Annotated in this window: 24 protein-coding genes, 1 tRNA gene and 2 pseudogenes; 12 read left to right on the forward strand and 15 right to left on the reverse strand. The window is 60.6% G+C overall.

Features of this window, described 5'->3' with window-relative positions; translation table 11 throughout:
* Positions 1-68 precede the first annotated feature (68 nt).
* A complete protein-coding gene (locus E2L06_RS05710; protein WP_138779452.1) occupies positions 69-1,538 on the reverse strand; it encodes a flippase in 1,470 nt (489 codons plus the stop codon).
* A gap of 328 nt (positions 1,539-1,866) precedes the next feature.
* Complete coding sequence (locus E2L06_RS05715) at positions 1,867-2,622, reverse strand: GNAT family N-acetyltransferase (protein ID WP_138779454.1); 756 nt, start codon at positions 2,620-2,622, stop codon at positions 1,867-1,869.
* Positions 2,623-2,829: 207 nt separating this feature from the next.
* Between E2L06_RS05715 and E2L06_RS05720 the strand changes: the two genes are divergently transcribed.
* The 6 genes from E2L06_RS05720 (at position 2,830) to E2L06_RS05745 (ending at position 7,877) form a co-directional block, all read left to right on the forward strand.
* Positions 2,830-3,912, forward strand: coding sequence for a succinylglutamate desuccinylase/aspartoacylase family protein (locus tag E2L06_RS05720; RefSeq protein ID WP_138779456.1), 1,083 nt, complete (start codon positions 2,830-2,832; stop codon positions 3,910-3,912).
* A 187-nt stretch (positions 3,913-4,099) separates the two neighbouring features.
* On the forward strand, positions 4,100-4,525 hold the full coding sequence (gene sdhC, locus E2L06_RS05725) for a succinate dehydrogenase, cytochrome b556 subunit (protein ID WP_138779458.1): 426 nt from the start codon (positions 4,100-4,102) through the stop codon (positions 4,523-4,525).
* The gene (locus E2L06_RS05730) at positions 4,525-4,884 is read left to right on the forward strand and encodes a succinate dehydrogenase hydrophobic membrane anchor subunit (RefSeq protein ID WP_138779460.1); all 360 of its coding nucleotides are present in this window, start codon (positions 4,525-4,527) and stop codon (positions 4,882-4,884) included. Before sdhC ends, E2L06_RS05730 begins: the two co-directional genes overlap by 1 nt.
* Before the next feature lie 6 nt (positions 4,885-4,890).
* The gene (locus E2L06_RS05735; RefSeq protein WP_092932979.1) at positions 4,891-5,763 is read left to right on the forward strand and encodes a succinate dehydrogenase/fumarate reductase iron-sulfur subunit; all 873 of its coding nucleotides are present in this window, start codon (positions 4,891-4,893) and stop codon (positions 5,761-5,763) included.
* A gap of 2 nt (positions 5,764-5,765) precedes the next feature.
* The gene (locus E2L06_RS05740; protein WP_138779461.1) at positions 5,766-7,604 is read left to right on the forward strand and encodes an FAD-binding protein; all 1,839 of its coding nucleotides are present in this window, start codon (positions 5,766-5,768) and stop codon (positions 7,602-7,604) included.
* An 84-nt stretch (positions 7,605-7,688) separates the two neighbouring features.
* Positions 7,689-7,877 carry a hypothetical protein gene (locus E2L06_RS05745; protein ID WP_138779463.1) on the forward strand — a complete coding sequence of 63 codons (189 nt, stop codon included), beginning with the start codon at positions 7,689-7,691 and terminating at the stop codon, positions 7,875-7,877.
* 15 nt (positions 7,878-7,892) lie between these two features.
* Here E2L06_RS05745 and E2L06_RS05750 read toward each other — a convergent pair whose 3' ends face one another.
* The 3 genes from E2L06_RS05750 to E2L06_RS05760 all read right to left on the reverse strand — a co-directional run bounded on the left by E2L06_RS05750 (position 7,893) and on the right by E2L06_RS05760 (position 9,511).
* Positions 7,893-8,087: a XapX domain-containing protein gene (locus E2L06_RS05750; RefSeq protein WP_138779466.1), complete on the reverse strand. Its 195-nt coding sequence runs from the start codon at positions 8,085-8,087 to the stop codon at positions 7,893-7,895.
* Between the two features lie 63 nt (positions 8,088-8,150).
* Positions 8,151-8,966 carry an HD domain-containing protein gene (locus tag E2L06_RS05755; protein WP_138779468.1) on the reverse strand — a complete coding sequence of 272 codons (816 nt, stop codon included), beginning with the start codon at positions 8,964-8,966 and terminating at the stop codon, positions 8,151-8,153.
* 65 nt (positions 8,967-9,031) lie between these two features.
* Entirely contained in the window at positions 9,032-9,511 is a 480-nt protein-coding gene (locus tag E2L06_RS05760; RefSeq protein ID WP_138779470.1) for a redoxin domain-containing protein, read from the reverse strand.
* Positions 9,512-9,831: 320 nt separating this feature from the next.
* Between E2L06_RS05760 and E2L06_RS05765 the strand changes: the two genes are divergently transcribed.
* The 3 genes from E2L06_RS05765 to E2L06_RS05775 all read left to right on the forward strand — a co-directional run bounded on the left by E2L06_RS05765 (position 9,832) and on the right by E2L06_RS05775 (position 13,002).
* A complete protein-coding gene (locus E2L06_RS05765; RefSeq protein ID WP_138779472.1) occupies positions 9,832-10,128 on the forward strand; it encodes a twin-arginine translocase TatA/TatE family subunit in 297 nt (98 codons plus the stop codon).
* A gap of 16 nt (positions 10,129-10,144) precedes the next feature.
* Positions 10,145-10,217 (forward strand) — tRNA-Arg (locus E2L06_RS05770).
* 511 nt (positions 10,218-10,728) lie between these two features.
* On the forward strand, positions 10,729-13,002 hold the full coding sequence (locus E2L06_RS05775) for a type II/IV secretion system ATPase subunit (RefSeq protein ID WP_249361373.1): 2,274 nt from the start codon (positions 10,729-10,731) through the stop codon (positions 13,000-13,002).
* Here the strand turns inward: E2L06_RS05775 and E2L06_RS05780 are convergent.
* Entirely contained in the window at positions 12,991-13,848 is an 858-nt protein-coding gene (locus E2L06_RS05780) for an IS5 family transposase (protein WP_394348734.1), read from the reverse strand. The two genes, E2L06_RS05775 and E2L06_RS05780, sit on opposite strands and share 12 nt — an antisense overlap.
* Positions 13,849-13,995: 147 nt before the next feature.
* Between E2L06_RS05780 and E2L06_RS05785 the strand changes: the two genes are divergently transcribed.
* Complete coding sequence (locus E2L06_RS05785) at positions 13,996-15,486, forward strand: hypothetical protein (RefSeq protein ID WP_138779476.1); 1,491 nt, start codon at positions 13,996-13,998, stop codon at positions 15,484-15,486.
* On the opposite strand, the gene E2L06_RS05790 is transcribed toward E2L06_RS05785, so the two are convergent.
* A protein-coding gene (locus E2L06_RS05790; RefSeq protein ID WP_394348735.1) for an IS630 family transposase occupies positions 15,467-16,488 on the reverse strand; the annotation gives its coding sequence in 2 pieces (ribosomal slippage) (positions 15,467-15,984 and positions 15,984-16,488; 1,023 coding nt in all). The genes E2L06_RS05785 and E2L06_RS05790 overlap by 20 nt on opposite strands.
* 163 nt (positions 16,489-16,651) lie before the next feature.
* Here E2L06_RS05790 and E2L06_RS05795 point away from each other — a divergent pair.
* Positions 16,652-17,485, forward strand: a pseudogene (locus E2L06_RS05795) (type II secretion system F family protein); the annotation flags it as partial.
* 1 nt (position 17,486) lies between these two features.
* Here the strand turns inward: E2L06_RS05795 and E2L06_RS05800 are convergent.
* The 4 genes and pseudogenes from E2L06_RS05800 to E2L06_RS05815 all read right to left on the reverse strand — a co-directional run.
* Positions 17,487-17,972, reverse strand: a pseudogene (locus tag E2L06_RS05800) (Hpt domain-containing protein); the annotation flags it as partial.
* Complete coding sequence (gene cheB, locus E2L06_RS05805) at positions 17,965-19,182, reverse strand: chemotaxis-specific protein-glutamate methyltransferase CheB (RefSeq protein WP_138779480.1); 1,218 nt, start codon at positions 19,180-19,182, stop codon at positions 17,965-17,967. The gene cheB and the pseudogene E2L06_RS05800, both read right to left, overlap by 8 nt.
* Complete coding sequence (gene cheY / locus E2L06_RS05810; RefSeq protein ID WP_138779482.1) at positions 19,179-19,541, reverse strand: chemotaxis protein CheY; 363 nt, start codon at positions 19,539-19,541, stop codon at positions 19,179-19,181. The genes cheB and cheY overlap by 4 nt, the downstream gene beginning before the upstream one ends.
* A gap of 196 nt (positions 19,542-19,737) precedes the next feature.
* Positions 19,738-20,520: a chemotaxis protein CheW gene (locus tag E2L06_RS05815; RefSeq protein ID WP_138779484.1), complete on the reverse strand. Its 783-nt coding sequence runs from the start codon at positions 20,518-20,520 to the stop codon at positions 19,738-19,740.
* A gap of 140 nt (positions 20,521-20,660) precedes the next feature.
* On the opposite strand from E2L06_RS05815, the gene E2L06_RS05820 reads away from it, so the two are divergent.
* A complete protein-coding gene (locus E2L06_RS05820) occupies positions 20,661-21,119 on the forward strand; it encodes a chemotaxis protein CheW (protein ID WP_138779486.1) in 459 nt (152 codons plus the stop codon).
* Positions 21,120-21,164: 45 nt separating this feature from the next.
* Here the strand turns inward: E2L06_RS05820 and E2L06_RS05825 are convergent, their stop codons facing one another.
* The 4 genes from E2L06_RS05825 to E2L06_RS05840 all read right to left on the reverse strand — a co-directional run bounded on the left by E2L06_RS05825 (position 21,165) and on the right by E2L06_RS05840 (position 23,787).
* Positions 21,165-21,935: a DUF5803 family protein gene (locus E2L06_RS05825; protein WP_138779488.1), complete on the reverse strand. Its 771-nt coding sequence runs from the start codon at positions 21,933-21,935 to the stop codon at positions 21,165-21,167.
* 1 nt (position 21,936) lies between these two features.
* Complete coding sequence (locus tag E2L06_RS05830) at positions 21,937-22,614, reverse strand: DUF2110 family protein (protein WP_138779489.1); 678 nt, start codon at positions 22,612-22,614, stop codon at positions 21,937-21,939.
* Entirely contained in the window at positions 22,614-23,138 is a 525-nt protein-coding gene (locus tag E2L06_RS05835; protein WP_138779491.1) for a transcription factor, read from the reverse strand. Before E2L06_RS05835 ends, E2L06_RS05830 begins: the two co-directional genes overlap by 1 nt.
* Before the next feature lie 88 nt (positions 23,139-23,226).
* Entirely contained in the window at positions 23,227-23,787 is a 561-nt protein-coding gene (locus E2L06_RS05840; protein ID WP_138779493.1) for a tRNA (cytidine(56)-2'-O)-methyltransferase, read from the reverse strand.
* Between the last annotated feature and the right edge of the window lie 11 nt (positions 23,788-23,798).

Below are 23,798 nucleotides of genomic sequence, written 5' to 3' on the forward strand. Positions count from 1 at the left end.
CATCGGATAAGTATTGGCAGTTCAGGCGACTCACTCAGGGTCACGGACTATCGTGGCTGACAGGATTGTTAACTTATCACTGACCGCACCTGTCCCGGATCGACCAGCCCGCTGACCACCGCGAGCAGCGCCCAGGTGATCGCACCGATGGCGATCGCACCACCCAGCATGAACAGACTCGAGACCAGCGGCGTCACGAGCAAGACGGCCGCGCCCATCACGCCCGTGATCGCACAGATCAGGCCCGTCGTCCGGGCGAGTCGCCCGACGTTCAGTCCGAGTTCGGTGTGGACGACGTAGAGATTCACTGCCACGTACACCGTGTGAGTCGCGACCGTCGCGATCGCCGCGCCGACGACACCGATCCAGGGGATCAACACGATGTTCAGCCCGAAGTTGGCGATCGCCGTCGCGCCTTTTGCGATCGCACGCGCTCGAGCGCGCCCGAGATAGTCTAAGCTGTCGCTGGTCAGGTTCGTGATCGCCTGCAACACGACGAATCCGGCGAGGACCTGCAACACCGGCACCGCCGCCGCGTAATCGCTCCCGAAGACCATCGTCAGGAACGGTCCCGCGACGATCGCGAGCCCGACCGCTGCCGGAATGTAGAGCAACAGGACGTTCGTCAGTGAGGTCTCGTAGATCCGTCTGGCCTTCTCGAGTTCGCCCGCGGCCTTCTGTTCGCCGAAGTTCGGCGAGATGGTAAAGCCAAGCGACGCGGCGGGTGCGAGGACGAAATCCGAAATCTGCTTTGCAAGTGTGTAGAACGCGACTGCAGCCGGGTTGAGGAAGAGTCCGACCAGGACGATGTCGATCTGCTTGTCGATGACGTTCGCGCTTTGTGTCGCCGTCAGCGGCACGCTGTACTCGAGGAGCCGCCGCGAGAGACCGTCCTCATACTCGTCGGCCGCATCGTACCGTCTGTAGAATCCGTAGTAGAGGATCCCCATGCCGATGATCCCGGCGAGTGCGTAGCCGACGATGTATCCGAAAAACGCACCGAGCGCGCCGAGGCCGGCGAGGACGAACACGACGGCGAAGAGCAGCCGTCCCGCGCCGCTGATCGCCTGAACGATCGCGCTGTAGCCGAGGTGATTGAAGCCCTGAAACGCCACCTGTGAGAAGGTACTGAACGAGAAGACGACGAGATAGACGACCCCCGCCGCGAGGAAGGGGATCGCGTCCGGTTCGCCCAGTGCGGTCGCGATCCACTCGTGGTAGAGCAAGAGGACGTACGCAACGAACGTGATCAAGACGAGTTTGGCCGCGACCGTCGTCTTGAGGAGGTGCGGCACCTGTCCCGGATCAGTCTCGCGATACTCCGAGAGATATCGGGCGACCGACCGCGAGAGTCCGAGATCAGCAAAGAGCTGGATGATTGCCAGCACCCCGATCGCCCAGTACAGCGCGCCGTACCCGTCCGGGTCGAGCAGGTACCGCGCCAGGACGAACATCAACAGCGCGCTTGAAAGCATGTAGATCGCGCGCGCAACGAGCGTTGCCTTGAAGCCGTGAACGATGTGATCTTCCCTGTTCATTCGACGTACTCACCCCGACGAGACACCCATAGTCATCCGCCGGTGCAGCCGAGAGCGACCCACGTACACCTCGCATCGACAGGTCGACCAATTGTAATGCGGAGACAACAGACGGAACGCAGTCATCACGAGAGCGGTGACGGTTGGATTTCGGCACGGAATCCGTCCCAGACCGCGTTCCGAACCGATCGGGAGCGAAGCAGGCGGTAAGCAGTTCCAACAGCTGAAAGGCGACCGTAAGCGTCGAATAGCCACTCGTTACGGCTGATTACGGCTCCGTATCGACCGACCGCACGAATCGAGAAGTGAAAACTGAATCCGGGACTACCTAGAGGTGTGCGGAGTCCCACCGGGTCGCTTTTCGCCGGTTCCCGCAGTTATTACACTCGATCCGTCCCATCGCATCCATCGCGTTGTCGATCGATTCACAGTTCCCACAGAGCCAGGCGTAGCGTTCGTCCCGGTCTTCGGTTCGGTAGGCCGTGTAAAACGGCGACTTCGAACCACGGGCCGCTTCGCCGTAGCTCACGTAGACCGTCTCGCCGTCGACCGTGACCTCGTCGATTGCACCCCACTCGCCGTCACCCTCGAGGTCGCTCTCGACGTAGACGTTCTCCGTGAACGTCTCCGAGCCGATCTCGATCTCGCGCTGACCGGCCTGCTCGAAGCCGTGAGCGCGGTAGAACTCGTTGCCGACCTCGTTGTCCTCGAGCACGAAACACTGGATCTCGTCGGCGCCTTTCTCGAGTAGCGTCTCGCGTGTCCGAACGAGGAGGCGGACGCCGGTGCCGCCGTCGCGGTGGTCGGGATGGACGTGCAACCAGAGGAGATGGCCGGTGTGTGTCTGTTGGCCGATCAGTTCGCTCTGGGAGAAGGCGACGATCTTGTCGTCATCGTCTTCGACGACCAGAAAGACCACGCGGTCGTCATCGAGGTCGTCGACGAACGCATCACCGTACCACTGCTCGATCGCGTCGTCGATCGTCTCTTCGGCGAGAAACGCCGTGTACGTAGAATTGAGCGAGTCGTGTGCGATTGTGCGAATCGCCTCAGCATCCGATTCGGTCGCCTCTCGAATTTCCATGGGTATCCATAGCACGGCCTGATACAAAACGTATGCCCACAACCCCAGATTCTGGTATCCGTTGTTCGAACGAACGCGGCATTCGCCGGAAAAGTGACGCAGAATGGCTCGAGCGTCCGTCGACGACGACAGTCGTGGGTGACGAAACACTGCCTCGAACGATAGTAAAGGGGGAAGATTCACGGTGATGCCCCCGGAGAACCTTCTATGAGCGACGATACGGCGACCGAACCGCCCGACGACGGACGCGAACCCGACGCAGCGAACGAGCCGTTTACGTACAACGGCGGGCGTGTCGATCCCGGCGAATCGGCGAACATCCGGTATGGCATCAGCGAAACGTATCTCGGCGACCCTGTCCGAATTCCCGTCACGGTGATCAACGGCGAACATCCGGGGCCGACGGTCTTTCTCTCGGCGGCGGCCCACGGCGACGAACTCAACGGGATCGAGGTCGTCCGCGAGGTCGCCCACGACTGGGATCACTCGATCCTTCACGGGACGCTTGTCTGTCTGCCCGTGATGAACGTCCCGGGTTTTATCGCACAGGAGCGGTACCTGCCGATCTACGACCGGGACCTGAACCGGTCGTTCCCCGGTCGCGAGGGGTCAACCAGCGCCAGACGGATGGCCAACCAGATCTTCACGAACTTCATCGAACCCTGTGATCTCGGCGTCGACTTCCATACGTCGACCCGCGGGCGGACGAACATGCTCCACGTGCGGGCCAACATGGAACGACCAGCCGTCGCCAGACTCGCCAACGCGTTCAGCTCGAACGTCATCATCGCGGGCGAGGGGCCTTCTGGAACGCTGCGTCGCGAAGCCAGCGAAGCCGGTATCCCCACGATCACCGTCGAGATGGGCGAAGCCCACCGCTTCCAGCGCCGACTGATCGATCGCGCGCTCACCGGCGTCGCGAGCGTGCTCGCGGAGTTCGGCCTCCACCGGGAGTCGTCGGTCCACTGGCCCGGCTGGCGGACCGTCATCGACACCGACGACGAGAAGACCTGGCTCCGCGCCGACGCCGGCGGTATCGTCGATATGAAACGCGGCCGCGGCGCGCTCGTCGAGGAAGGAGAGGTGATCTGTGCCATCACCAACCCGTTCAAAGAGGAGGACGACATCGTCACCGTCGAAGCGCCGTTTACCGGCCTCATCGTCGGCGTCCTCGAGAACCCCGTCGTCTACCCGGGGAACCCGCTCTGTCATCTGGTCGGGCTCTCGCCGGATACGCTCACCGCGCTCGAGCGCGAGCGAACGACCGAGAGTTCACGATCGGAACTCTGAGACCGCGGCTGGTCGCTGTCGATAGCGATCACACAGCGGCGGCAGCGAGTCGCCCCACCGGCCCGAACGGGTTCGGCGCTCGGCGAAAGCTGTTTTCGTCCCATCATATATCGGGTGGACTGAGGGCGGAGGTGACGAGATAAAAGTAACTTCTATACCCCCGCGGTCTAACGGACCACATGAGCGCATGAGTCAGTCTTACAATCGCGGTCTCGTCGAGGACTTCGGTCGCTGGAAGGAGTTCTCGGCCGGGATGTGGGCATGGATCTTCCACAAGTTCACCGGGTGGATCCTGATCGGCTACCTGTTTACCCACATTTCCGTGCTGAGCACCTCTCTCGGCGCAGCCGGTAACGAAGCGGCAATCATGAACGAAGCGGACATCTACACCACGACGCTGCAGGGACTCGAGGGGCTGTTCCTCATCCGCCTGCTCGAGATCGGCCTGCTCGCGGTGGCTGTCTTCCACATTTTAAACGGCCTCCGCCTGCTGATGGTCGATCTGGGCGTCGGACTCGAGGCACAGGACAAGAGTTTCTACGCCTCGCTGGTGTTGACGGGTGCGATCACCGTTGCCAGCGTTCCGACCTTCCTGACGGGGGTGGGTCTCTAATGGCAGAACGATACTCCTCGTTCACGCCCGGCGGGACCGGCTGGTTCTTCCAGCGACTTACGGCGGCGTTTCTCGTCGTCGTTCTCGCCTTCCACTTCTTCCTTCTGCACTTCGTCAACCACGCCTACGAGGTAACCTTCTTGGGAACGCAGGCCCGAATGGAGAATATCGGCTACCTCCTGACGATGGTCCTGTTCCTGGTCACTGCCGCGTTCCACGGCGTCAACGGCGTCTACAACGCGCTGGTCAATCAGGGCCTCAAGGGCACCCAGAAGAAGGTCATCCTGGCGGTGCTTACCCTCGCCGGCGTTGCACTCGTCGCACAGGGGACCTACGTCGCACTCGTCATGGGGGAATGATCTAACATGAGCACGCAACAAGCCGAACCCGACACGCAAGAAGCACCGGAAGACCCGGCGATGAAAGGCGCGGAATCGCCGGCAGCCGAGAAACAAAAAGGCGGCGACATGGTCGACGAGCGTGACGAAAGTCAGGCCGAGTTCGATGGGGAGACGGTCCACATCAAGGTGTTCCGCTACGACCCCGAGGTCGCGGAGAAACAGGAACCCCGATTCGACGACTTCCACGTCCCCTTCGAGAAGGGGATGACCGTCCTCGACTCGGTCATGTACGCCCGCGACGAGTACGATTCGTCGCTGACGTTCCGTCACTCCTGTCGGCAGGCGGTCTGTGGTTCCGACGCCTTCTTCGTCAACGGCAAGCAACGACTTGGCTGTAAGACGCAGATCTCCGACCTCGAGCAGCCGATCCGCATCGAGCCGCTGCCACATCAGGAGGTCGTCAAGGACCTGGTCGTCGATATGGACCACTTCTACGACCAGATGCACGCCGTCGAGCCGTACTTCAAGAGCGAAGACACGCCCGACGCAAGCAAGCTCGAAGAACAGCGCCAGTCGCGTGAAAACCGCGAGAAGGTCAAGATGTCCACGCGCTGTATCTGGTGTGCATCCTGTATGTCCTCGTGTAACATCGCGGCCGGCGACAACGAGTATCTCGGCCCTGCGGCGATCAACAAGGCCTACAAGTTCGCGATGGACGACCGCGAGGAAGAAGACATCAAAGAGCATCGACTCCGCATCTTAGAACAGGAACACGGCGTCTGGCGGTGCCAGACCCAGTTCTCCTGTACCGAAGTGTGTCCGAAAGACATTCCGCTCACCGAGCACATTCAGGAGCTCAAGCGGGAAGCAGTCAAGAAAAACCTGAAGTTCTGGTAACCATGTACGAACACGACGTTATCGTGGTCGGCGCCGGCGGTGCCGGCCTCCGAGCCGCGGTCGCAGCGCACGAAGCGGGAGCCGACGTGGCGATGGTCACGAAGCTCCACCCCGTCCGCAGCCACACTGGCGCTGCGGAAGGTGGCATCAACGCCGCCTTACAGGAAGGCGACGACTGGGAACTCCACGCCTACGACACGATGAAGGGGTCGGACTACCTCGGCGACGCGCCGGCGGTCGAGACCCTCGCCCAGGACGCCCCTGAAGAGACGATCAATCTCGAGCACTGGGGGATGCCGTTCTCCCGCGAGGAAGACGGCACCGTCTCGCAGCGACCGTTCGGTGGTCTCTCGTACCCGCGGACGACCTACGCCGGTGCCGAGACCGGCCATCACCTGCTGCACACGATGTACGAGCAGGTCGTCAAACGCGGCATTCAGGTCTACGACGAGTGGTACGTCATGGACCTGGCGACGACCGACGAAGACGACCCCAACGACCGCGAGTGTCACGGCGTCGTCGCCTACGACGTCCAGTCCGGCCAGATTGAAGGCTTCAAGGCCAACGAGGGCGTCGTCCTCGCGACCGGTGGCCCCGGCCAGGCGTTCGACCACACGACCAACGCCGTCTCCTGTACCGGCGACGGCCAGGCCATGGCCTATCGTGCCGGTGTGCCTCTCGAGGACATGGAGTTCATCCAGTTCCACCCGACGTCGCTGCCGTCGACGGGTGTCCTCATCTCCGAGGGTGTCCGTGGCGAAGGTGGCATCCTCTACAACAACGAGGGCGAACGCTTCATGTTCGAGCACGGCTACGCGAACAACTCCGGCGAACTCGCCAGCCGCGACGTCGTCGCCCGAGCAGAGCTCACGGAGGTCAACGAGGGCCGTGGCGTCGACGACGAGTACGTCCACCTCGACATGCGTCACCTCGGCGAAGAGCGCATTATGGACCGCCTCGAGAACATTCTGCACCTCGCAGAGGACTTCGAGGGCGTCGACGGCCTTATCGAACCGATGCCGGTCAAGCCCGGCCAGCACTACGCGATGGGCGGTATCGAGGTCAACGAGAACGGCCAGACCTGTATCGATGGCCTCTACGCGGCCGGTGAGTGTGCCTGTGTCTCCGTTCACGGCGGCAACCGACTGGGCGGCAACGCCTTGCCGGAACTGATCGTCTTCGGCCGACGCGCCGGCTACCACGCTGCCGGCGGCGACCTCGGCGAGGCCGAGATCAAGACCGGCTACGGCGACGATGTCGAGGACGAAACCGACACCGAGTTCCCGGTCGCCCCCGGCGCAGCGGGACTCGAGACGAGCGGCGGCGTCGCCGCCGACGGTGGCGTCACGGCCGACGCTGAAGGCGTCCTCGAGCGAACCGTCGAAACGGCTCGCGAGCGCGTCGACGGGCTGATGGACAAAGACGACGGCATCCAACACTCCGAGATCCGCGCCAAACTCCAGCAGGCGATGACGGACTACGTCAACGTCTTCCGGACTGAAGAGGGCGTCAAGAAGGCCCTCGAGATCATCCGCGAGTGCCGCCAGGAGTATCAGGACGTCTACGTCGACGACCCGTCGCGGACGTTCAATACCGACCTCCAGCAGACCATCGAAACGCGGAACCTGATCGACGTCGCCGAGACGATCGCACTCGGCGCGCTCGTCCGTGACGAGTTCCGTGGCGCTCACTGGCGCAAAGAACACCAGGAACGCAAAGACGAGGAGTGGCTCAAACACACGCTCGTTTCCTGGGACGACGGCAAACCCTCGATCTTCTATCGCCCGGTCATCCTCGAGGGCCAGAACAAGACCTACGAGCCCAAAGAGCGTAGCTACTAACCTCGCGATTCGGGTTCCGATTTTTCAGCGCGATCGACGCCTCGAGTAGAATCGTTTATAGCTCCGACAGCCCATATCGTCGCTATGGACGATCGAAACGGCCAATGGCCGCCTATAGTTCTCATCTTGCTTCTCGTCGGAATCGGTGTCCTCCTCTACAGCTACCTCCCACCATCTCTGCTCCCATTCGTCGCTACCATCTTCGCCCCTGCGACGATTCTGTTGTTGATTTGGGCGGCGATGCGACTCTCGGTGAGCGTCCGGTCAGCGTAGGCGGGGGTCCTGGGGCTACAGGCCGAGCGTCTCGAGGAGATCGACACCGACGCCGAAGTGCTCGACCACCCTGTATCCGAGATAGATCCCGACGATACCCATGAGACCGGGGAGTTCCGGCGGTGCAGGGATCGGGATATTGAGAAACCGGAACAGTCCACCGGTGACCAACCCGGTCAGAAGCGCCAAAACCGTAAGCTGCGTCGACATTGCGTTTCCTATACGACTGACTGTAAGTCAGTGTAGCGGTTCATCGAGCCGAATTCGAGTCCGCTAGAGCTCGATCCGTTCGACTAGCTGTTCGTGGTTCTCGTTCGTGTTGACGGCGACGATCCGGATCTGGTCTGCGAGGCCAGAGTCTTTCAGTTTGGCTTTGAGTAGGTTGTCGACCTGATAGACGCCGGCGGCGTTGGTCATCGCGATCTCGACCATGACGGGCGTGGTATCACCCTGCTGGAGCGAGACGCGGCTGATCGCCTGACTCGAGAGGGTGTTGATCCCTCGACCGCCGGACTCGTAGGGAATGCGAGAGCGACCGTGTTCCATATCGAGGGCGTCGGCGACGCGGATAACGCCGGCTTCGGTCGTCAGCGGCGTCTCGGCGGTGTGGTGACAGAGGATCGCGTGGAGGACTTCGCCTTTCATTCGGACGGTCTCGGCAACGTCGTAGAACTCGGGGAGGACTCGCTCAAGGATGTCCGCCGCCAGCGGGATCGAATAGTAGGCGTGGCTGTCGCGGTGGACGACGTGGCCGACATCGTGGAGCGTCGCCGCGAGCGCGATGATGACGGATTCGTCTTCTTCAGCCAGTCCCTGCTGGCGAGCCCCGTTGAAGTCGACGTTCCCTGCCTTGAGCAGGTCGTACAGACACAGCGCCCGGTTGCGGACGATCTCGATGTGTTTCGTCCCGTGATCGTTGTATCGCATCCGATCGACCGCGTTGACGTTCTGTGCCTCGAGGTACGCCGCGATCTCGTCGTCGCTCGTGATGTACTCGAGGACCCGGTTTAGCTTCTCGTCAGGGAACGCGTGATGGTCGTCGGGGGAGTAAACACGGCGGGAATCCTCCTCGGCGGCAGAATCGCTCATACAAAACCCTCGGCTGCAGACTAAAAAAGTTCTGCGACAGGTGTCGGGCTATTCTTCAAACAGCGTTAGGAGAGATCCTCGACTGCAGCCTCGACCTCGTCGTAGTCGGGTTCGACGCCGGGATCGTCGCTGACCCACGAGTAGGCGACCTCGCCGTCGCCGTCGACGACGAACACCGAGCGCTTGGCGACGCCGTAGACGCCCAGATCGGCGAAGTCCATCTCGACGTCGTAGTCGTCGATGAGCTCCTTGTTGTAGTCGCTGAGCAGGCCGAACTCGAGGTCGTTCTGTGCGCGGAATTCGTTGAGCGTAAACGGCGAGTCCCGGCTGACACCGTAGACGCTGGCATCGAGGTCGTTGAAGGTGGCCAGTCGGTCCTGGAACGTACACATCTCGGTCGTACAGACACTGGTGAACGCGCCGGGGAAGAAGGCCAAAACGATCGGTGCTTCGTCTTCCAGACGCTCCGAGAGTGTGAATTCCTCGATGTCGCCGTTCGCGAGCGGTGCGGTGAAATCGGGTGCGGCGTCTCCGGTCGTTACCATCGTCAGTCCATTGCGTCCACGCGGGAAAGACAGTTTCGTTCGCGGAACAGTTTCGATGGAGGGCAGTCGGCGGAACCCCATCATACGGTCTACTGTCACTGTGTCTCATACTTCTGTCCGGCAGTATCAGTGCACCCTACCCCATCATGCGGGTGCGCCGGAACCCACCGACAGGAGTCCATATCAGGGCCGAGAATTCAACCGAGCTGTGTTAGTTCATTTTTCGGCGAATCTCGTCCAGAGACGGACTGTCGTGGCCGCTTGATTACCTAAGTGGTCCAAAAAGGTTATAATTGCCAGTGGACAAGCTGTGTGTAGAAATGCAAGCCGAACTAACACCGCTGTTCATCCCCGGCGGATTCGGACCGATGGAGCTTGGCGTCATCCTGCTCCTTGCCATCTTGCTTTTCGGGGCCAACAAGATTCCGAAGCTGGCACGGTCGACCGGTGAAGCTATGGGTGAGTTCCAGAAAGGTCGCGAAAAGGTCGAAACGGAGCTCGAGGAAATGCGAGAGTCCGGGAACTACGACGACAGTGCTGGTGATGACGACGAGTTCGTCGATACGGAGCCGGTAACCAACGAAGACGAGACGGAAGCCGAGACGGAAACCAACTAAGGTTCTTTTCACGCCGGGGCGTGTGGCCTAGCGGAGAGGGCAGGAGGTTCCTAACCTTCTGATCGTGGGTTCGAATCCCGCCACGCCCGTGCAGCGAACGAAGTGAGCGAACCGGGCGTGGTTCGAATCCCGCCACACCCGAATCTCTTCATCGGTCCCGCAGTACACCCACTACAGTTGCTGCTCGATTGTGCTCCTCGAGCTGTGACCCACATCGATCCCGTCGGTGGGATCGAACTTCAAGTAGTTCTGTCCAGCAGTATCAGCAGAACGTCTGCGTTGGGTCGTCAGCCGGTCAATAAGCGTCTGACCGTCTACTGCGCCGGTTAGCCACGGTCGGCCGCGAGCAGCGACCAGTCACGTAACGTGCCGCCTCGATCACGAGGAAGACGACGGGATCAGCGAACCCGAACAGATCGATACCCTCCTCGCCTACCTCACGCTTCGTGTGCCGTCGGAGCAGATTTCGGCCATAACTGTTAAATGACTTATTTGACCCCCAAAAATTGGGGGCGGACAGTCGAAAACGGCTGCGTAGGATTATCAGAAATGGTAATGGGCGGATGAATTTTTTGAGGGGAGAAAGTTAGGAGGAATGTAATGGCTATTGACGAAGCCGACCAGTCGGATGCTGGGGACTTTTCTGAGGGGGAGGCGTCCGATTCTGCGTCGGAAGAGGAGAGTTCCCATGAATCTGAGCCGAGCACGAACTCGGCCATCCGTGTCGGAGCGTACACGTGGGAGGAGTTCATGAACGAATACGGGTACGAGGACGAGGTATCCGTCCTGTATCCGAACAAACCCACCGATGCGGACGAACAGCTTGGGCTCGACACCAATGACGGCAGCACGACGAGTGTTCCCAGCGGGGACGACTGGGATCAGGTCGAATTCGATCCAGAAACGTATTTGCGCCATCACCCAGACGATCTCGAGGACAACGTTCTGCCGACCGCCGGCGAAACCGCGGCGGCGCTCTCAGAGCTGTTTCTCGAGTACGTCGATCCCGAGACGACGCCCGTCGTCAAGGACGTCTGGAGCTGGGAACACTACAAGTGGGAGTACTACTACGACGATGACGGCAGTCGTCCGCGCGATAGCAACGGCGACATCGTCCGGCACGACGAAGAAGAGGCGCTCGGTTTCGATCCGGACACGCTCGAGGGACGGCTCGCAGCCGCCAACGACATCGCGATGGGAGTCGACGATATCGTCGAAGAGCGGACGGTCAACGTTCAAGAGGAGATCGACGAGGACGAGTTCTTCTCGACAGCCGCAGGCAACACCACCGTCTCGAACCGTTACGATCTCGAGAAAGCCGTCCCGATGGAGAAGAAGACCCACTTTCGGGAGGTCGAGCGCTACTGGGTGAACAAACCCTACGCCTTCGTTATCATCTTTCATTCGGAGAAGGAAAACGAAAAGAAGTACTATATGATCGAGCCGTACCAGAACGAGATCGAGGCGGAACTCCAAGAGTTCCTCTCGGGCAAACTCAGGACGGCAATCAAGTACTCCGAAGAGGGCGTCAAGGAGAAAGCCACAGAAGACGGTCGACGGACAGTGATCGAGGACGAAACCCGGCGGCTCCTCAAACGCTACGATCTCTTCGAGGCAACCGCGAACGACACGTCGAAAGGCATTCTCGAGACGCTTCAGGGGCTTCTCGACGACGACGAGGGCGATGGCGACGACGACGACGGGCCGAGTCCACTGGGCGGAATCGAGGTCCGCCCCGAGCCAGCGATTCTCGAAGACGATCCGGACACCCTGAGCGAGTATCAGGTAGAGAAGTTGCTCTACGTGCTCAAACGCGACTTCATCGGCTACGAGCGTATCGATGGCATCAAACACGACATCAACGTCGAGGACATCTCCTGTGACGGGTACAACTCGCCGGTGTTCGTCTATCATTCCGAGTACGAACAGATCATCTCCAACATCTACCACGGCGAGGACGAACTCGACGACTTCGTCGTTAAACTCGCCCAGCGATCCGGCAAGGGCATCAGCAAACGACTCCCACAGGTCGACGCGACGCTGCCAGACGGCTCACGAGCCCAGTTGACGCTTGGCAAGGAAGTCTCCGACCACGGGACCAACTACACAATCCGTCAGTTCAAGGACGTTCCGTTCACCCCCATCGACCTCATCAACTGGAACACGTTCAGCCTCGATGAGATGGCGTTCCTCTGGCTCTGTATCGAGAATCACAAGAGCCTGATCTTCGCTGGAGGTACCGCATCCGGGAAGACGACCTCGCTGAACGCGGTCTCGCTGTTTATCCCCTCGAGCGCCAAGATCGTCTCGATCGAGGACACCCGCGAGGTCGAACTCCCACAGCGCAACTGGATTGCGAGCGTCACCCGGCCGTCGTTCTCCGACGACGAACAGGGTGACGTCGACGAGTTCGACTTGCTCGAGGCCGCACTGCGCCAGCGTCCTGACTACATCGTCATGGGTGAGATCCGTGGCGAGGAAGGGCGGACGCTGTTCCAGGTTATGTCGACCGGTCACACCACTTACACCACCTTCCACGCCGACTCCGTCGACGAGGTCCTGAAGCGATTTACGACGGACCCGATCAACGTCTCGAAGACGATGTTCACGGCCCTGGACCTGGTCTCGATCCAGACTCAGACTCGGGTTCAGGGTCGAAAGGTTCGCCGGAACAAGTCGCTGACCGAGATCAACCATTACGACGCCGAACACGACGAGATCAACGTTCAGGACGTCTACCAGTGGCAGGCCGAAACCGACGAGTTCCTCAAGATGGGGGACTCGAACACCTTGGAAGGCATTCAGTTCGACCGCGGTTGGAGCAGAGAGAAACTCGAGGAGGAACTGTTTAAACGGCCGTGTTTAATCGCATGAGGGGAGCGGAATTTCCTGTTTTGCGGCCTTCTTGATGTTGTAAACCGCACACATCAGCGCGATCTCACGAAATTCTCGGTACCAGGTTCGCGCTCGCAGGGCGACGCCCAGCGAGCGCTTGACAGAAGAGAAGACGGTTTCTGACATTGCCCGTTGGCCGTAGAGTTCGTCATCGATCCGCGCGTTGTGCGCGTGATCGTACGGTGCATGGACGCAGTGCTTGATCAACGGCCGAATGTCGAGCTCTCGGAGGTCTTCTCGAAGCCAGTTACAGTCATAGCCCTTGTCCGCCGTGAGGACGCGCAACTCGCCCGCGTGCTTGCGGGCGAGTTGCTCACAGATCTCTGCATCACTCCCTTCCCACGTCGTAGTACAGTGCAAATCGAGAATCGCTTGCGTCTCTGTATCGACGAGCTTCGTCACTTTCATCGTCTGAACGCGGTAGTTTGTCCGTCGGCAGTAGTGGCGACTTGCACGGGAGCGGTCGAAGTACGTTGCGTCGATCGCGCCGATCTCACCGGTCTCGTGCAGCTGCGCTGAATAGCGCAGCAGCACTCGGCACACACGCATTTCGAGCCTATCGAACGCTAGACATAGCGTGGATGGATGAGGGAGATCGGCCGGTTCAAGGCCGATCTCCCGGGTTATTCGTGGCATCTCCGTCAGTATGTCAATGGTCATTCGATAGGACGTCCCAAGGTAAATTCGCAAGCAGTGAAGCGGAATCATCGCATAATCGGCGAATCTGCCGCCACCTTCCGGGGCGGCGGATTCGTCCGTATCGTCAGCAACTCTTTTAGCAATCCAGACACAGCGTTCGGTGAAGCGGAAGATTTGGGTTGGCACAATTTCCGGTCTTCCGCTTCAACACAGTGATTCTAACGACTCAACTCGACGCCGTCTAGCGATTAAACAGAGCCGTTTAAACGGGAAGTCATCCTCGCGTATCTCATCAAGAACGGACTGAACACGTACGCACAGGTCGCCGCGACGGTGCAGGCCTTCATCAACGATCCCGATACCATCCTCACACTGATCGCGAACGGGCAACTCGAGGACAGTCTCGAAGACCTCCGCGAGATGGAAAGCGTCCTGATCGACGTCGACCAGGAGAAAGAAGAGCTCGTGCCACGGCCGGAGGCGACGGACGAGACCTACAACCTCTCGATGGACCTCTTGGAGCGGGCCGAGGAGTCCCTGTTCGAGGACTACCGTGGTCAGGTGCCAAGCGGCCTCGCAAGCGCGCTCGGTGACGTCGAAGAGGAGAACGCCATCGAAGTCGACCGCGCTGATACTGACGAGTTCGACTTCCCTGGTACCGTCGACGAAGGCGTCGACGAAGGAGAGTGGGAACTCGGCGACGATTCGACGGCGTTCGCTATCGACGACGATGACGTCGCCGATGAACCGGCGTGGCTCAGCGAAGAGAGCGAATTCGCTGTCGAACCGGAGGAAGAGCGCGAAGACACAGCAGTATCGGCGTCGGCGGCTGATGCGGCAGACACCGACGCTGCGTCCGGACCCGACGACAATCCGAGCGCACTCGAGGCGGCATCCACTGCCGACGAGACAGACGCGGCCACCGACTCGAGCAGCCAGTCGTCCGCGCCACCGGAGTCGGATTCCGAGTCGGGAGCGAGCGACGGTGTAACCGATACCGAATCGCCAACCGATGAGAACCTCACGGAGGCGGCCGAATCCTCGACTGGTTCGAGTCAATCCACGGAATCGGACGAGGAGCGACACGAGTCGACGATCGATACCGACGACAACAGTGGTGGTGCCGACGACGAGGATTTGATAGGACTGTTCGACGATATGGGTGAGACGATCGACGAACTCGACGATCCGGATGCCGAGCGAGCGACCGATACCGGGGACACGGCCAGTCACCCGGACTCCGCCGGTTTCGAGTCGATGTTCCCCGAGGACGATCTCGATTCGATCTTCGATCCCGAGTCGGGTGACACCGACTCGAGCAGCGATTCCGACGCAGAACGTGGTGACGAGTCAAACGGGTCCTCGGCGACTCCGGTCAGTGAGCAATCAGCTACCGAGACCGAGTCGGCGTCACCCTCCAGTGATTCATCTGAGCCAGAGCCACCGACGATCGATATCGATACCGAATCGACGGCGGATCAAGACGAGACAGTCGCCGAGACTGAACCGGAACCACCAACGATCGATATCGAAGCCGACACGTCGGATCCGCCGGACGGTAAAGAGGACGTGACTGAAGCCACGTCCACGGACCCAGAAGGTGGGACACGGACAGTCGAGACAGGATCGCCAGCCGATACGTCGGCATCGGCTGATACCGATGGCGCCAGTGATGGTGAACAATCGATATTCGGCGACGAGACTGACACGGTCTTCAGCGACGACGAGGACGACACGCCCGACGAAGACGACGAGGCGCTGTTCGATGCCACCGAGACGAGCGACGATGGATCGATTTTCATACTCACGGACATAAGTACGTAAAGACATCTGGTACGTTGATGTCGTCCAGTGCACAGAGAGCAGCATCACGAAGTTCGTCAAGCGTTTCGAAGAGGCGGTTGCCGAGTGATTGATCGAGTTGTCGCCAGCACTCTTCCGCGGGGTTCAGCTCTGGTGAACCCCGCGGAAGGTAACACAGTTCGATCGGAGTATCTTCAACGAACTCCTGGACTCTGTTCGCCGTGAAATACGAGGCGTTGTCGAGGACAACGCAGATTTTCTCGCCGAACTCGGTCTGGAGTGCGTCTAGAAGACGAATCGTCGTGTCGCTGTTGAAGTTCTCCTCGCAAGGGAGAAAGAACGTCTCGTCAGTATCGCTGACTGCACCGAGAAGTTTGATGCTGTCCCACGCGCCCGTCACCGGGAGTGACGGGCGCTCTCCCTTGGGAAACCAGGCGTGAATCAGTGTCGAGAGAATCTGTCGCGTCTGAACAATGGCTAAGATCGTGTATTCGTCGTCCAGGTTGTCGCGCTTTTTTTGAACCCGTCTTGCCATGCTTCCTGTGCTCTCTCGTCGGATTTATGAAACTCCGGCCGGGCTGTCTTCCAGGACAGCCCGGCCTCGGTCATCAATCGTCGAACGTGACGCTCACAGTACTCAACGCCGAATTCCTCGGCGAGATAGTGACGAGCTAGTGGAACGGACCACGCAGGCGCGTTAAGTCCAACTTCCTCTGGAGACTTGTGGAGCGCTTCAACGAACCGTTCATACTCTTCGTCGGAGAGTTTTGAGGGCCTTCCTGAACGGTGTTCGTCGTAGACAACCTCCTCGAACGGCTCGTCGGCGAGCCGTTCGAGTCGATCAAGCCACCGCGAGAGCCAGCCAGCAGTGTATCCATAGCGTTCAGCGACCTCTTGTAGCGTCGCACCGTCTTCTTCAAGATAGTTGATTGCCGCCATCAGCCGTTGTGATGGCTTTTTTCCCTCGACCTCCGCCAAGATCTGGCGGAGGTCTTCGGTAGAGACGTTTTCGAGAGAGGTCATATCGGAGTAACGTACTTTTCTTTGTAATATTTTTAGCTGACAGTATCAGAAACGACAACACGGACAGTGACGACGCACTGGCCGACAGCAATACTGGGATCTTCGAAGCCGACGAGGGCGAAGACAAGGACGAGGACGGTAACGAGGACGAGAACGGAGACATATGAGCTTGAAAACCAACACCAGTGGCGGCTCGACTATGTCAGCTAGTTCTGACGCGCTCGGTGATTACTTCTATCCGCTGTACGATCGGCTGTTTGATGAAGACAGCGAGTTCGTCGCCGATGTCGAGACGAAACTTTCTCAGGCTCGGATGACCGATACGGTCGAGCTCTATCTCTCCCGGTCGCTTGGCATCGGGATGATCAGCGGGCTGAGCCTCTGGCTGATCGGACTACTGCTTGGCTACGGCCTCTTCGCGCTCGGCATCCTCTCGAACGAACCGATCATCGGGATGCCGGTCGGCCAGGGTCTTTTGCTTACGATCATCGAGATGTTGCGCGTTCCGGCGATCGTCTTTTTTAGCGGACTGCTATTCGGTTCGATCGGATTCGTGATCGGGTTCGGCTCGATGGTTGCGGTACCCTACTCACGCGCCTCGACACGCAAGCGTGAGATCAACATGCTGTTGACCGACTCGGTGTCGTTTATGTACGCGCTCTCGGTCGGCGGCCTGAACCAACTCGAGATCATCGAGGCGATGGCCCAAGCCGACGACACCTACGGCGAGGTCGCAAAGGAGTTCCAGAGCATCGTCAAAGAGACCGAATACTTCGACATCGACTACCGGACGGCGATCCGAAAGCAGGCCCTCGAGACGCCGAGCGACGACCTCTCACAGTTCCTGACTTACATGCTCTCGATCGTCAACAGCGGCGGTGACATGCAGAGTTTCCTTGAGGACAAGAAAGAAAAGCACATGCGCACGGCAAAGCAGGAACAGGAACTCACGCTCGAGACGCTCGAGCTGTTCGGCGAGATGTACATGACGCTGTCGGCCGGGCGAGGTAGACGTCGTGGCCGTCGTCGGCCGGCGGGTCGAACCGCGAACACACCGCGTCGATCTCGTCGGCTGACGGTGTGACGACTTCTGTCGCTGCTCTGTCTTCGCCGTCTTCGAGGTGGTTCCGAAGCGCGTCGATCGTCGACGACGGATCGGTCTCGACCTCGCCGTCCACGGCGACCTCGTCGACCATCTCCTCGAGTTCGTCGACGGCGTCGAAGATGTCGTCCATCAGCGGCGGCGTCACCTCGAGGTCGTCACCGCGGACGGCGTCGAGGAGGTCCTCGATCGCGTGGGCGAGATCGCTGGCCGACTCGAGGCCCATCGCCCCACAGTTGCCCTTGAGCGTGTGAGCGATCCGGAAGATGTTGTCCATCGCCTCCTCGTCGTCGGGATCGCGCTCGAGGGTGAGCAAGGCGTTGTTCAGTTCCGTGATTCGTTCTTCGCTTTCCTGCACGAACTCTGTCAGATAATCAGTCATCGTTCTCACCGTCCGTCGTGAACGCGTTGACGATGGCGTCGACAATCCCGCCTGCGGGTGCGACCGTGTCGACACAGCCGGTTTCGATTGCCTGACAGGGGATACCAAAAACTGGGCTCGTAGCCTCGTCCTGTGCGATCGTGTAGCCGTCGGCGGCTTTGATCGCCTCGATTCCGGCCGCCCCATCGAATCCCATTCCGGTCAACACGACCCCACAGAGCCCGCTTGTGACCTCTTCGGCGGCGCTTTCCATCGTCACGTCGATCGACGGTCGGACGCCGTGGACTCGTTCGCCGTCGCTGAGTTGCAAGCGGAGACAGCCGCTTGCTTCGGTTGCCACCTCGAGGTGGGTGTTCCCCGGTGCGACCGCGATGTCGCCGGGCTCGAGCCACTCGCCATCGGTCGCCTCGAAGACGTCGTACGCGCTGTGTGTATCGAGTCGATCTGCGAACCGTTCCGTGAACCCGGACGGCATATGCTGGACGACCAGGACCTTCGCCTCGAGGTCGATCGGCAGTTGCTCGAACAGGCGTTCGACGATCTTCGGGCCGCCGGTCGACGCACCGAGGACGATGGTCGGCGCGGTCGTCCGCTCGGTGGGAAGCGATGCTGTGTCCTCGTCGGTCTCTGACGACGGCTCGATTCCAGGGCGTGCGTTTGGCCCGACTGTCCCCGTCCCGTGATCGCCGTTTACTTGCACGTCGGCACTGCCGCCAGCGACGGCTTTTCCCGTTGTCGTCCCCTGCCCTGGGTTCCCGGCGAGTCTCGAACGGGTCGCGTGGGCCGTCGCAGTGGCTCGAGCGAGCGCTACCGTCGAGACGTTTGCCTCGGCGAGACCGTCGACTTTTTTGACGACCTCCGTGGTCAGATCGACCATGGTCCGCGAATCGGAGCCGTCAGGCTTTTGGAGAAAGTCGACGGCACCGCGCTCTAAGGCGTCGAGCGTGGCCTCTGCCCCGGATTCAGTATGGGCGCTAAGCATCAGTATCGGGGCCGGATTCGTCGTCATGATTCGTTCGACGGCGTCGATGCCGTCCATCTCGGGCATCTCGACGTCCATCGTGATGACGTCCGGATCGAACGTCCCGGCGAGGTCGACAGCCTCCGAGCCGTTTGTAGCCGTTTCGACCTCGTGGCCGGCGTCGCCGAGTGCGTTGCCGATGACTGTCCGCATGAACCTCGAGTCGTCGACAACGAGTACTCTCGTCATGCAGCGACGACGTCTGAAAGGGCCTTTCTGACGCTGGGTTCTTCGAACGGTTTCGTGACGTAGCCGTCCGCATCAGCCTTCACGGCGAGTTTCATCTTCTCACGCTGTCCAACGCTCGTACACATGATGACGCTGGCGTCCGGATCGATCTTCTTGATCGCTGCGGTCGCCTTGATGCCGTTGCATTTGGGCATCACGATGTCCATCATGACGACGTCGGGATCGTGTTCTTTGTACATTTTGACGGCTTCTGCCCCGTTAGACGCCTCTCCGACGATGCGGTAATCTTGTTCCAGAATCTGGCGCAATAAGTTTCGCATAAAATGAGAGTCGTCCACGATGAGCACCCCTGTCGACATTCAGTAGTACACCAGATTCTGGTAGCGATACAACTACGATAAATGCTGTCTCCCCATTATCAGTCGTGATAAATGTCAGAGACGATTCGAAGATTTCGCGCGGAACACGGTCTCGAGCGTGTCCGGTTGCAGCGAGACGCTTCCTATCTACTGCGCAAATGCTTGCATCGAGTGGACGAGCAAGAGACGGTGTCTCTCACTGCTGCCCTGACGCCAACAGCATCCGTTCGACATCGATGAGTGCGGTTGCCTCGACGACGACCTCCTGTGTCTCGTCATCGGCCCCGTCGCCGTCGGGTTCATCGCTGGCGTCTTCGGCCGATTCGATCTCGAATGTCTCGCCGATCGAGCCGCCGAACCCACCGCTCGCACCGCCAGCCGACGACAGCGTCGACTCGTCACCGATGCTGGACTCGAAGACATCGGCCCCATCATCTGAGCGGTCGCTCGCGGTCACGTTCGTCGGCTCGTCAGACTGCGATCGCTCGTGTTCCTGCATGACGAGTGCGCCGACCAACGGATGCTCGAGGGCATCACCTGAGAGGGGACTGTCAGCGACGCTGTCGTCATCGATCACGTTGCTCTCGGGGACGACCTCGACGCCGATCACGTCGTCGACGCGGATCGCAGCCGACTGCTGGTCGCTCGGCCGATCGAACACGATCAGCCGTTCACGGTCCGTTTCGATCTCGGGAGTTGGGAAATGAACTCGCGGATCGATGACTGCCGTGATCTCGCCACGGAGGTCCATCAGTCCCTCGATCGAAGGTGGCGTCCGTGGTACTCGCGTCACCTCCGTGGGCGGGTCCGTAACCGTTCTGACGACGTCGACCGGCAGGGCGAATCGGTATTCACCGACGGTGACGAAGACGAACTGGACGAAGACTTCGTCCTCGCCGTTCGCGCGGTCCGACTCGCGGGATCGATCGGTGCCATCGACATCGATTCCGAGAAGCTTTTCTGAGAGATCCGGGGCCATCGTCCTGTTCGTGTATCAGCGCCCATGAATAAAACGTTGACTCCGACGTGTGTGTTCATTCGATTTATGTGTCTCCGTCGTTACCATCCGGTCGAACGATTCGGAGCGTTCATTTTCTCCGTCGACTGTGTTCAAAGCAAATGGAACCGGCACCGAACCACGACGGGACAACCGACGACGAACGGGTGACCGTCCTCACGTTCGACCTCGAGGACCGACGCTACTGTGTCACTGCCGAGTCGGTCGCCTCAGTCCTCGGAATCGCGGACGACTCCGCACTCGCGGACGCCGATGATCCGTGGAACGCGGGGGCGATCACCGCCGCCGGCGAGCGGGTCAGAGTGGTCGATCTCCCGCGAGTGTTCGGGGCCTCGTTTCGCACGACGGCCCGCGTCAACGCGCCGAAGCTGCTCGTCTTCGACGCTACCGACGACGAGGGTCGGTATTACGGGTGGCTGATCGACGACGTGGGTATGCCACGCGACGTCCGACGCGGGGCGGTCAAGCCACCGCAGGTGAATACGGCCTACGTCAAGGGCCGTCTCGAGATCGAGGACAAGGAAGTCGTCTGGCTCGACGAGCAAACGATGCACGACTAATACGGTTTGCTGTAGCAGAAGTTTCCAGGCTGTGCCCGGAAACGACTACAGGAATCCCGGTGGTCCGCCGTCGGAATCGTCCTCGAGATCGAGACCGAACTCCTCGCGTTGTTCGCGGAGTCGTTTGACCTGCCGGTAGTAGTATCCGATACCGATGGCACCGAGCAGGCCGAACACACTGATGAGACCAAGGAACAGTTGAATGTCTCGCGCGAGATAATATCGTAGCGAGATCGTGCGATCCGCCTCGATCTCGTCCCAGGAGAGGCGCACCTGCCCGTCGACGACCTCACGTTCGTACCCGTTCGGTGAGATTTCGCCGAACAGGAAGTTCGACGCGCGGTGATTCTCGGGCAGTCGCACCTCGTAGGAGCTCGTGACGTACGCCGGTTGCCGGAACGTCTTGCGTCCGGCATCGCCCGAGAGCGCGAGCGTGCCGTTTTCGTCGGGGACGGTGACGGTCGTCGCCGAGCCTCCCTGTTCGACCTCGAGGTCCGAGCCGTTGACTACGGTCCCGTTGGGGTACCAGTAGCGGACGCTGTAGATATCCAGCGGCTCCTCGCTATAGATGGTCGACTGGGACAAGGAGAGTTCCTCGGTCCCGTTTAAGTCGTAGACGGCTCGGTACTCGCCGCCGCCGAGGAGGTCGCCGTCCTCGAGCGCGATCGTGACGTCGGCGTCGCCGTCACGCACGTCGCTGTAGTTTTGCTCGCGGTCGAGTTGCTCGTCGGAGATGCCACCAGAGAACGCCGCACAGCCGGCACCCATCAACAGCAGGGCGACCGCGACCGTTGCGAGGGCGAGCCGGCGGTTCATACTAGGGAACGACACAACGCAGTTCGGCCGGGAGGTACTCGCCGATGCTTGCGAGCAGGCCCGGCGGATCGGTGCCCTCGGTACAGACGACGCTTTGCTCGAGCAAGCCGAGTCGCTCGACGGTGACGTAGTCCTGTGCGTGGCCGGCGCGGTTGAGCGTGGCCCGCACTTCCGCGCGGGTTGCGCTGTTGACGTTGAGTCGGCCGTCGCCGCGAGTCCACTCGTAGAGACGATCCTGTGTCTCCTCGGCGAGCCGAGACGGCTCGTCGTCGCCGTAGACGAACTGCAACGGCATGTGCTGGACCAACCCGTATCGGTCGCGGATCTGCGTCGCCGACCCTGGGCCGAGCCCGAGTTCGTCGGTCGGAATCCGGACGCCGTCGCCCTGTCCCGCATCGAGGACGAAGCCGTCGTCGTCCCAGGACTCGAGCGTGCCGGTGTAGGTCTCGCCGGCCTCGAGGTCGGGGACGATCTCGCCGAACGCCTCGCGGAGGACGTTTCGTGCGACGGTCGCGTCGTCACCTTCGATCGTCACCGACGGGAAGTCGTCGTGGCGTACACCGACGTCGAAGTCGGCATCGAGTTCGCCGATCTCATTGTTGACCAGCGAGCGCAACGAATCGAGCGATCGCTCGCGGGCGTCACCTTCGACGTACAGTTTGGTTGCGAGTACGACCATTAGGCGTCCGCGTCGATGTTGAGTTCGTCCTCGAGCGCGTCGAGGCGGTCGTCCATCGCGTTGACCAGGCGGTCGTTTTCCATCGATTCAAGCGGCGAGCCACATTCGGGACACTCGAAGCCGAAGTCCATCGCCTCGCCGAACTCGAAGCGGATGGAACAGATCTCACAGAGGTAAAACTCGTGGTTGCGCTCGTACTCCTGGCGCTCCTCTAGGGCGTCGTGGAGTCGATACATCTCCTCTTCTAAGTTCTCCGGGATGTTGTCGTACTCGAAGGTCCAGAGGTAGGTCAGCCACCCCGAGTCCTCGTCGCGCAGCCGTCGATAGGTCGCGAGATCGTTCTCGTAGAGAATGAACAGCGCGCGCCGCACGTCGTTCAACTCGAGGTCGAGTTCCTCGGCGAGTTCCTCGTCGGTCACCTCGCCGTCCGGTGGTGCCGCTGCGACGGGCATCCCCGTGGGACCGACCAGCTCGTGCAAATATTTCTGAATTACTGGGTCCTCGAGCAGGTCCTCAAAAGCCATTGCCTACACGTAACGGCATGAAGCCATTAAGTCTTGTTAACTCCCGCGCATCATATCGCGGTGTGTGCGACCGACTGGGGTAGTCAGGTTAACTCTGGTCGTCCGCGTCGTCTGCTGGCACGACCCGCTTGCCCGTCTCCATTGGAATTACCGTTCGATCGGCGTCGTCCCATTCTTGCTCTAGTTCCCGACCTTCGAACAGCCGGTCGAGGAAGACGGCCAGCCCGGCGACCTCTGAGTGGGGCTGGTTGGTGACGCCGACGTTCCAGTCGGCTTCCTCGTAGACGTCGAAGGTTACCTTCTCGGAGCCGACCACGAGCAAGAGCGGGTCGCCCTCGCTGTCGTGGGCCGTCCGGATCTCGGCATCGACGTCCTGGACGCGCTCGCCGTACATCGTGAGGTGGACGACCTTTCCCTCCCAGTTTCGGATAACGGCGTGGGGCGAGTCGGTCAGTTCGGCCTCGAAGGGGCCGCCGAAGCGGTCGGTGATGTCCCTGACGGTCTCGAGCGACTGGCCGGCGTTGTCGGGAAAGAGGACGCGGTCGGCACCCAGTGCCCGCGCGGTCAGGCCGACGTGGGTCGTCATCCGCTCGTCCCGGCCGGGGCGGTGGCCGAGCCGAAGGACGGCGACCTCGCTGTCGTCGTGCATGCTCGCACCCA

The organism is Haloterrigena sp. H1 (assembly GCF_005938085.1).
Lineage (GTDB): Archaea > Halobacteriota > Halobacteria > Halobacteriales > Natrialbaceae > Natrinema.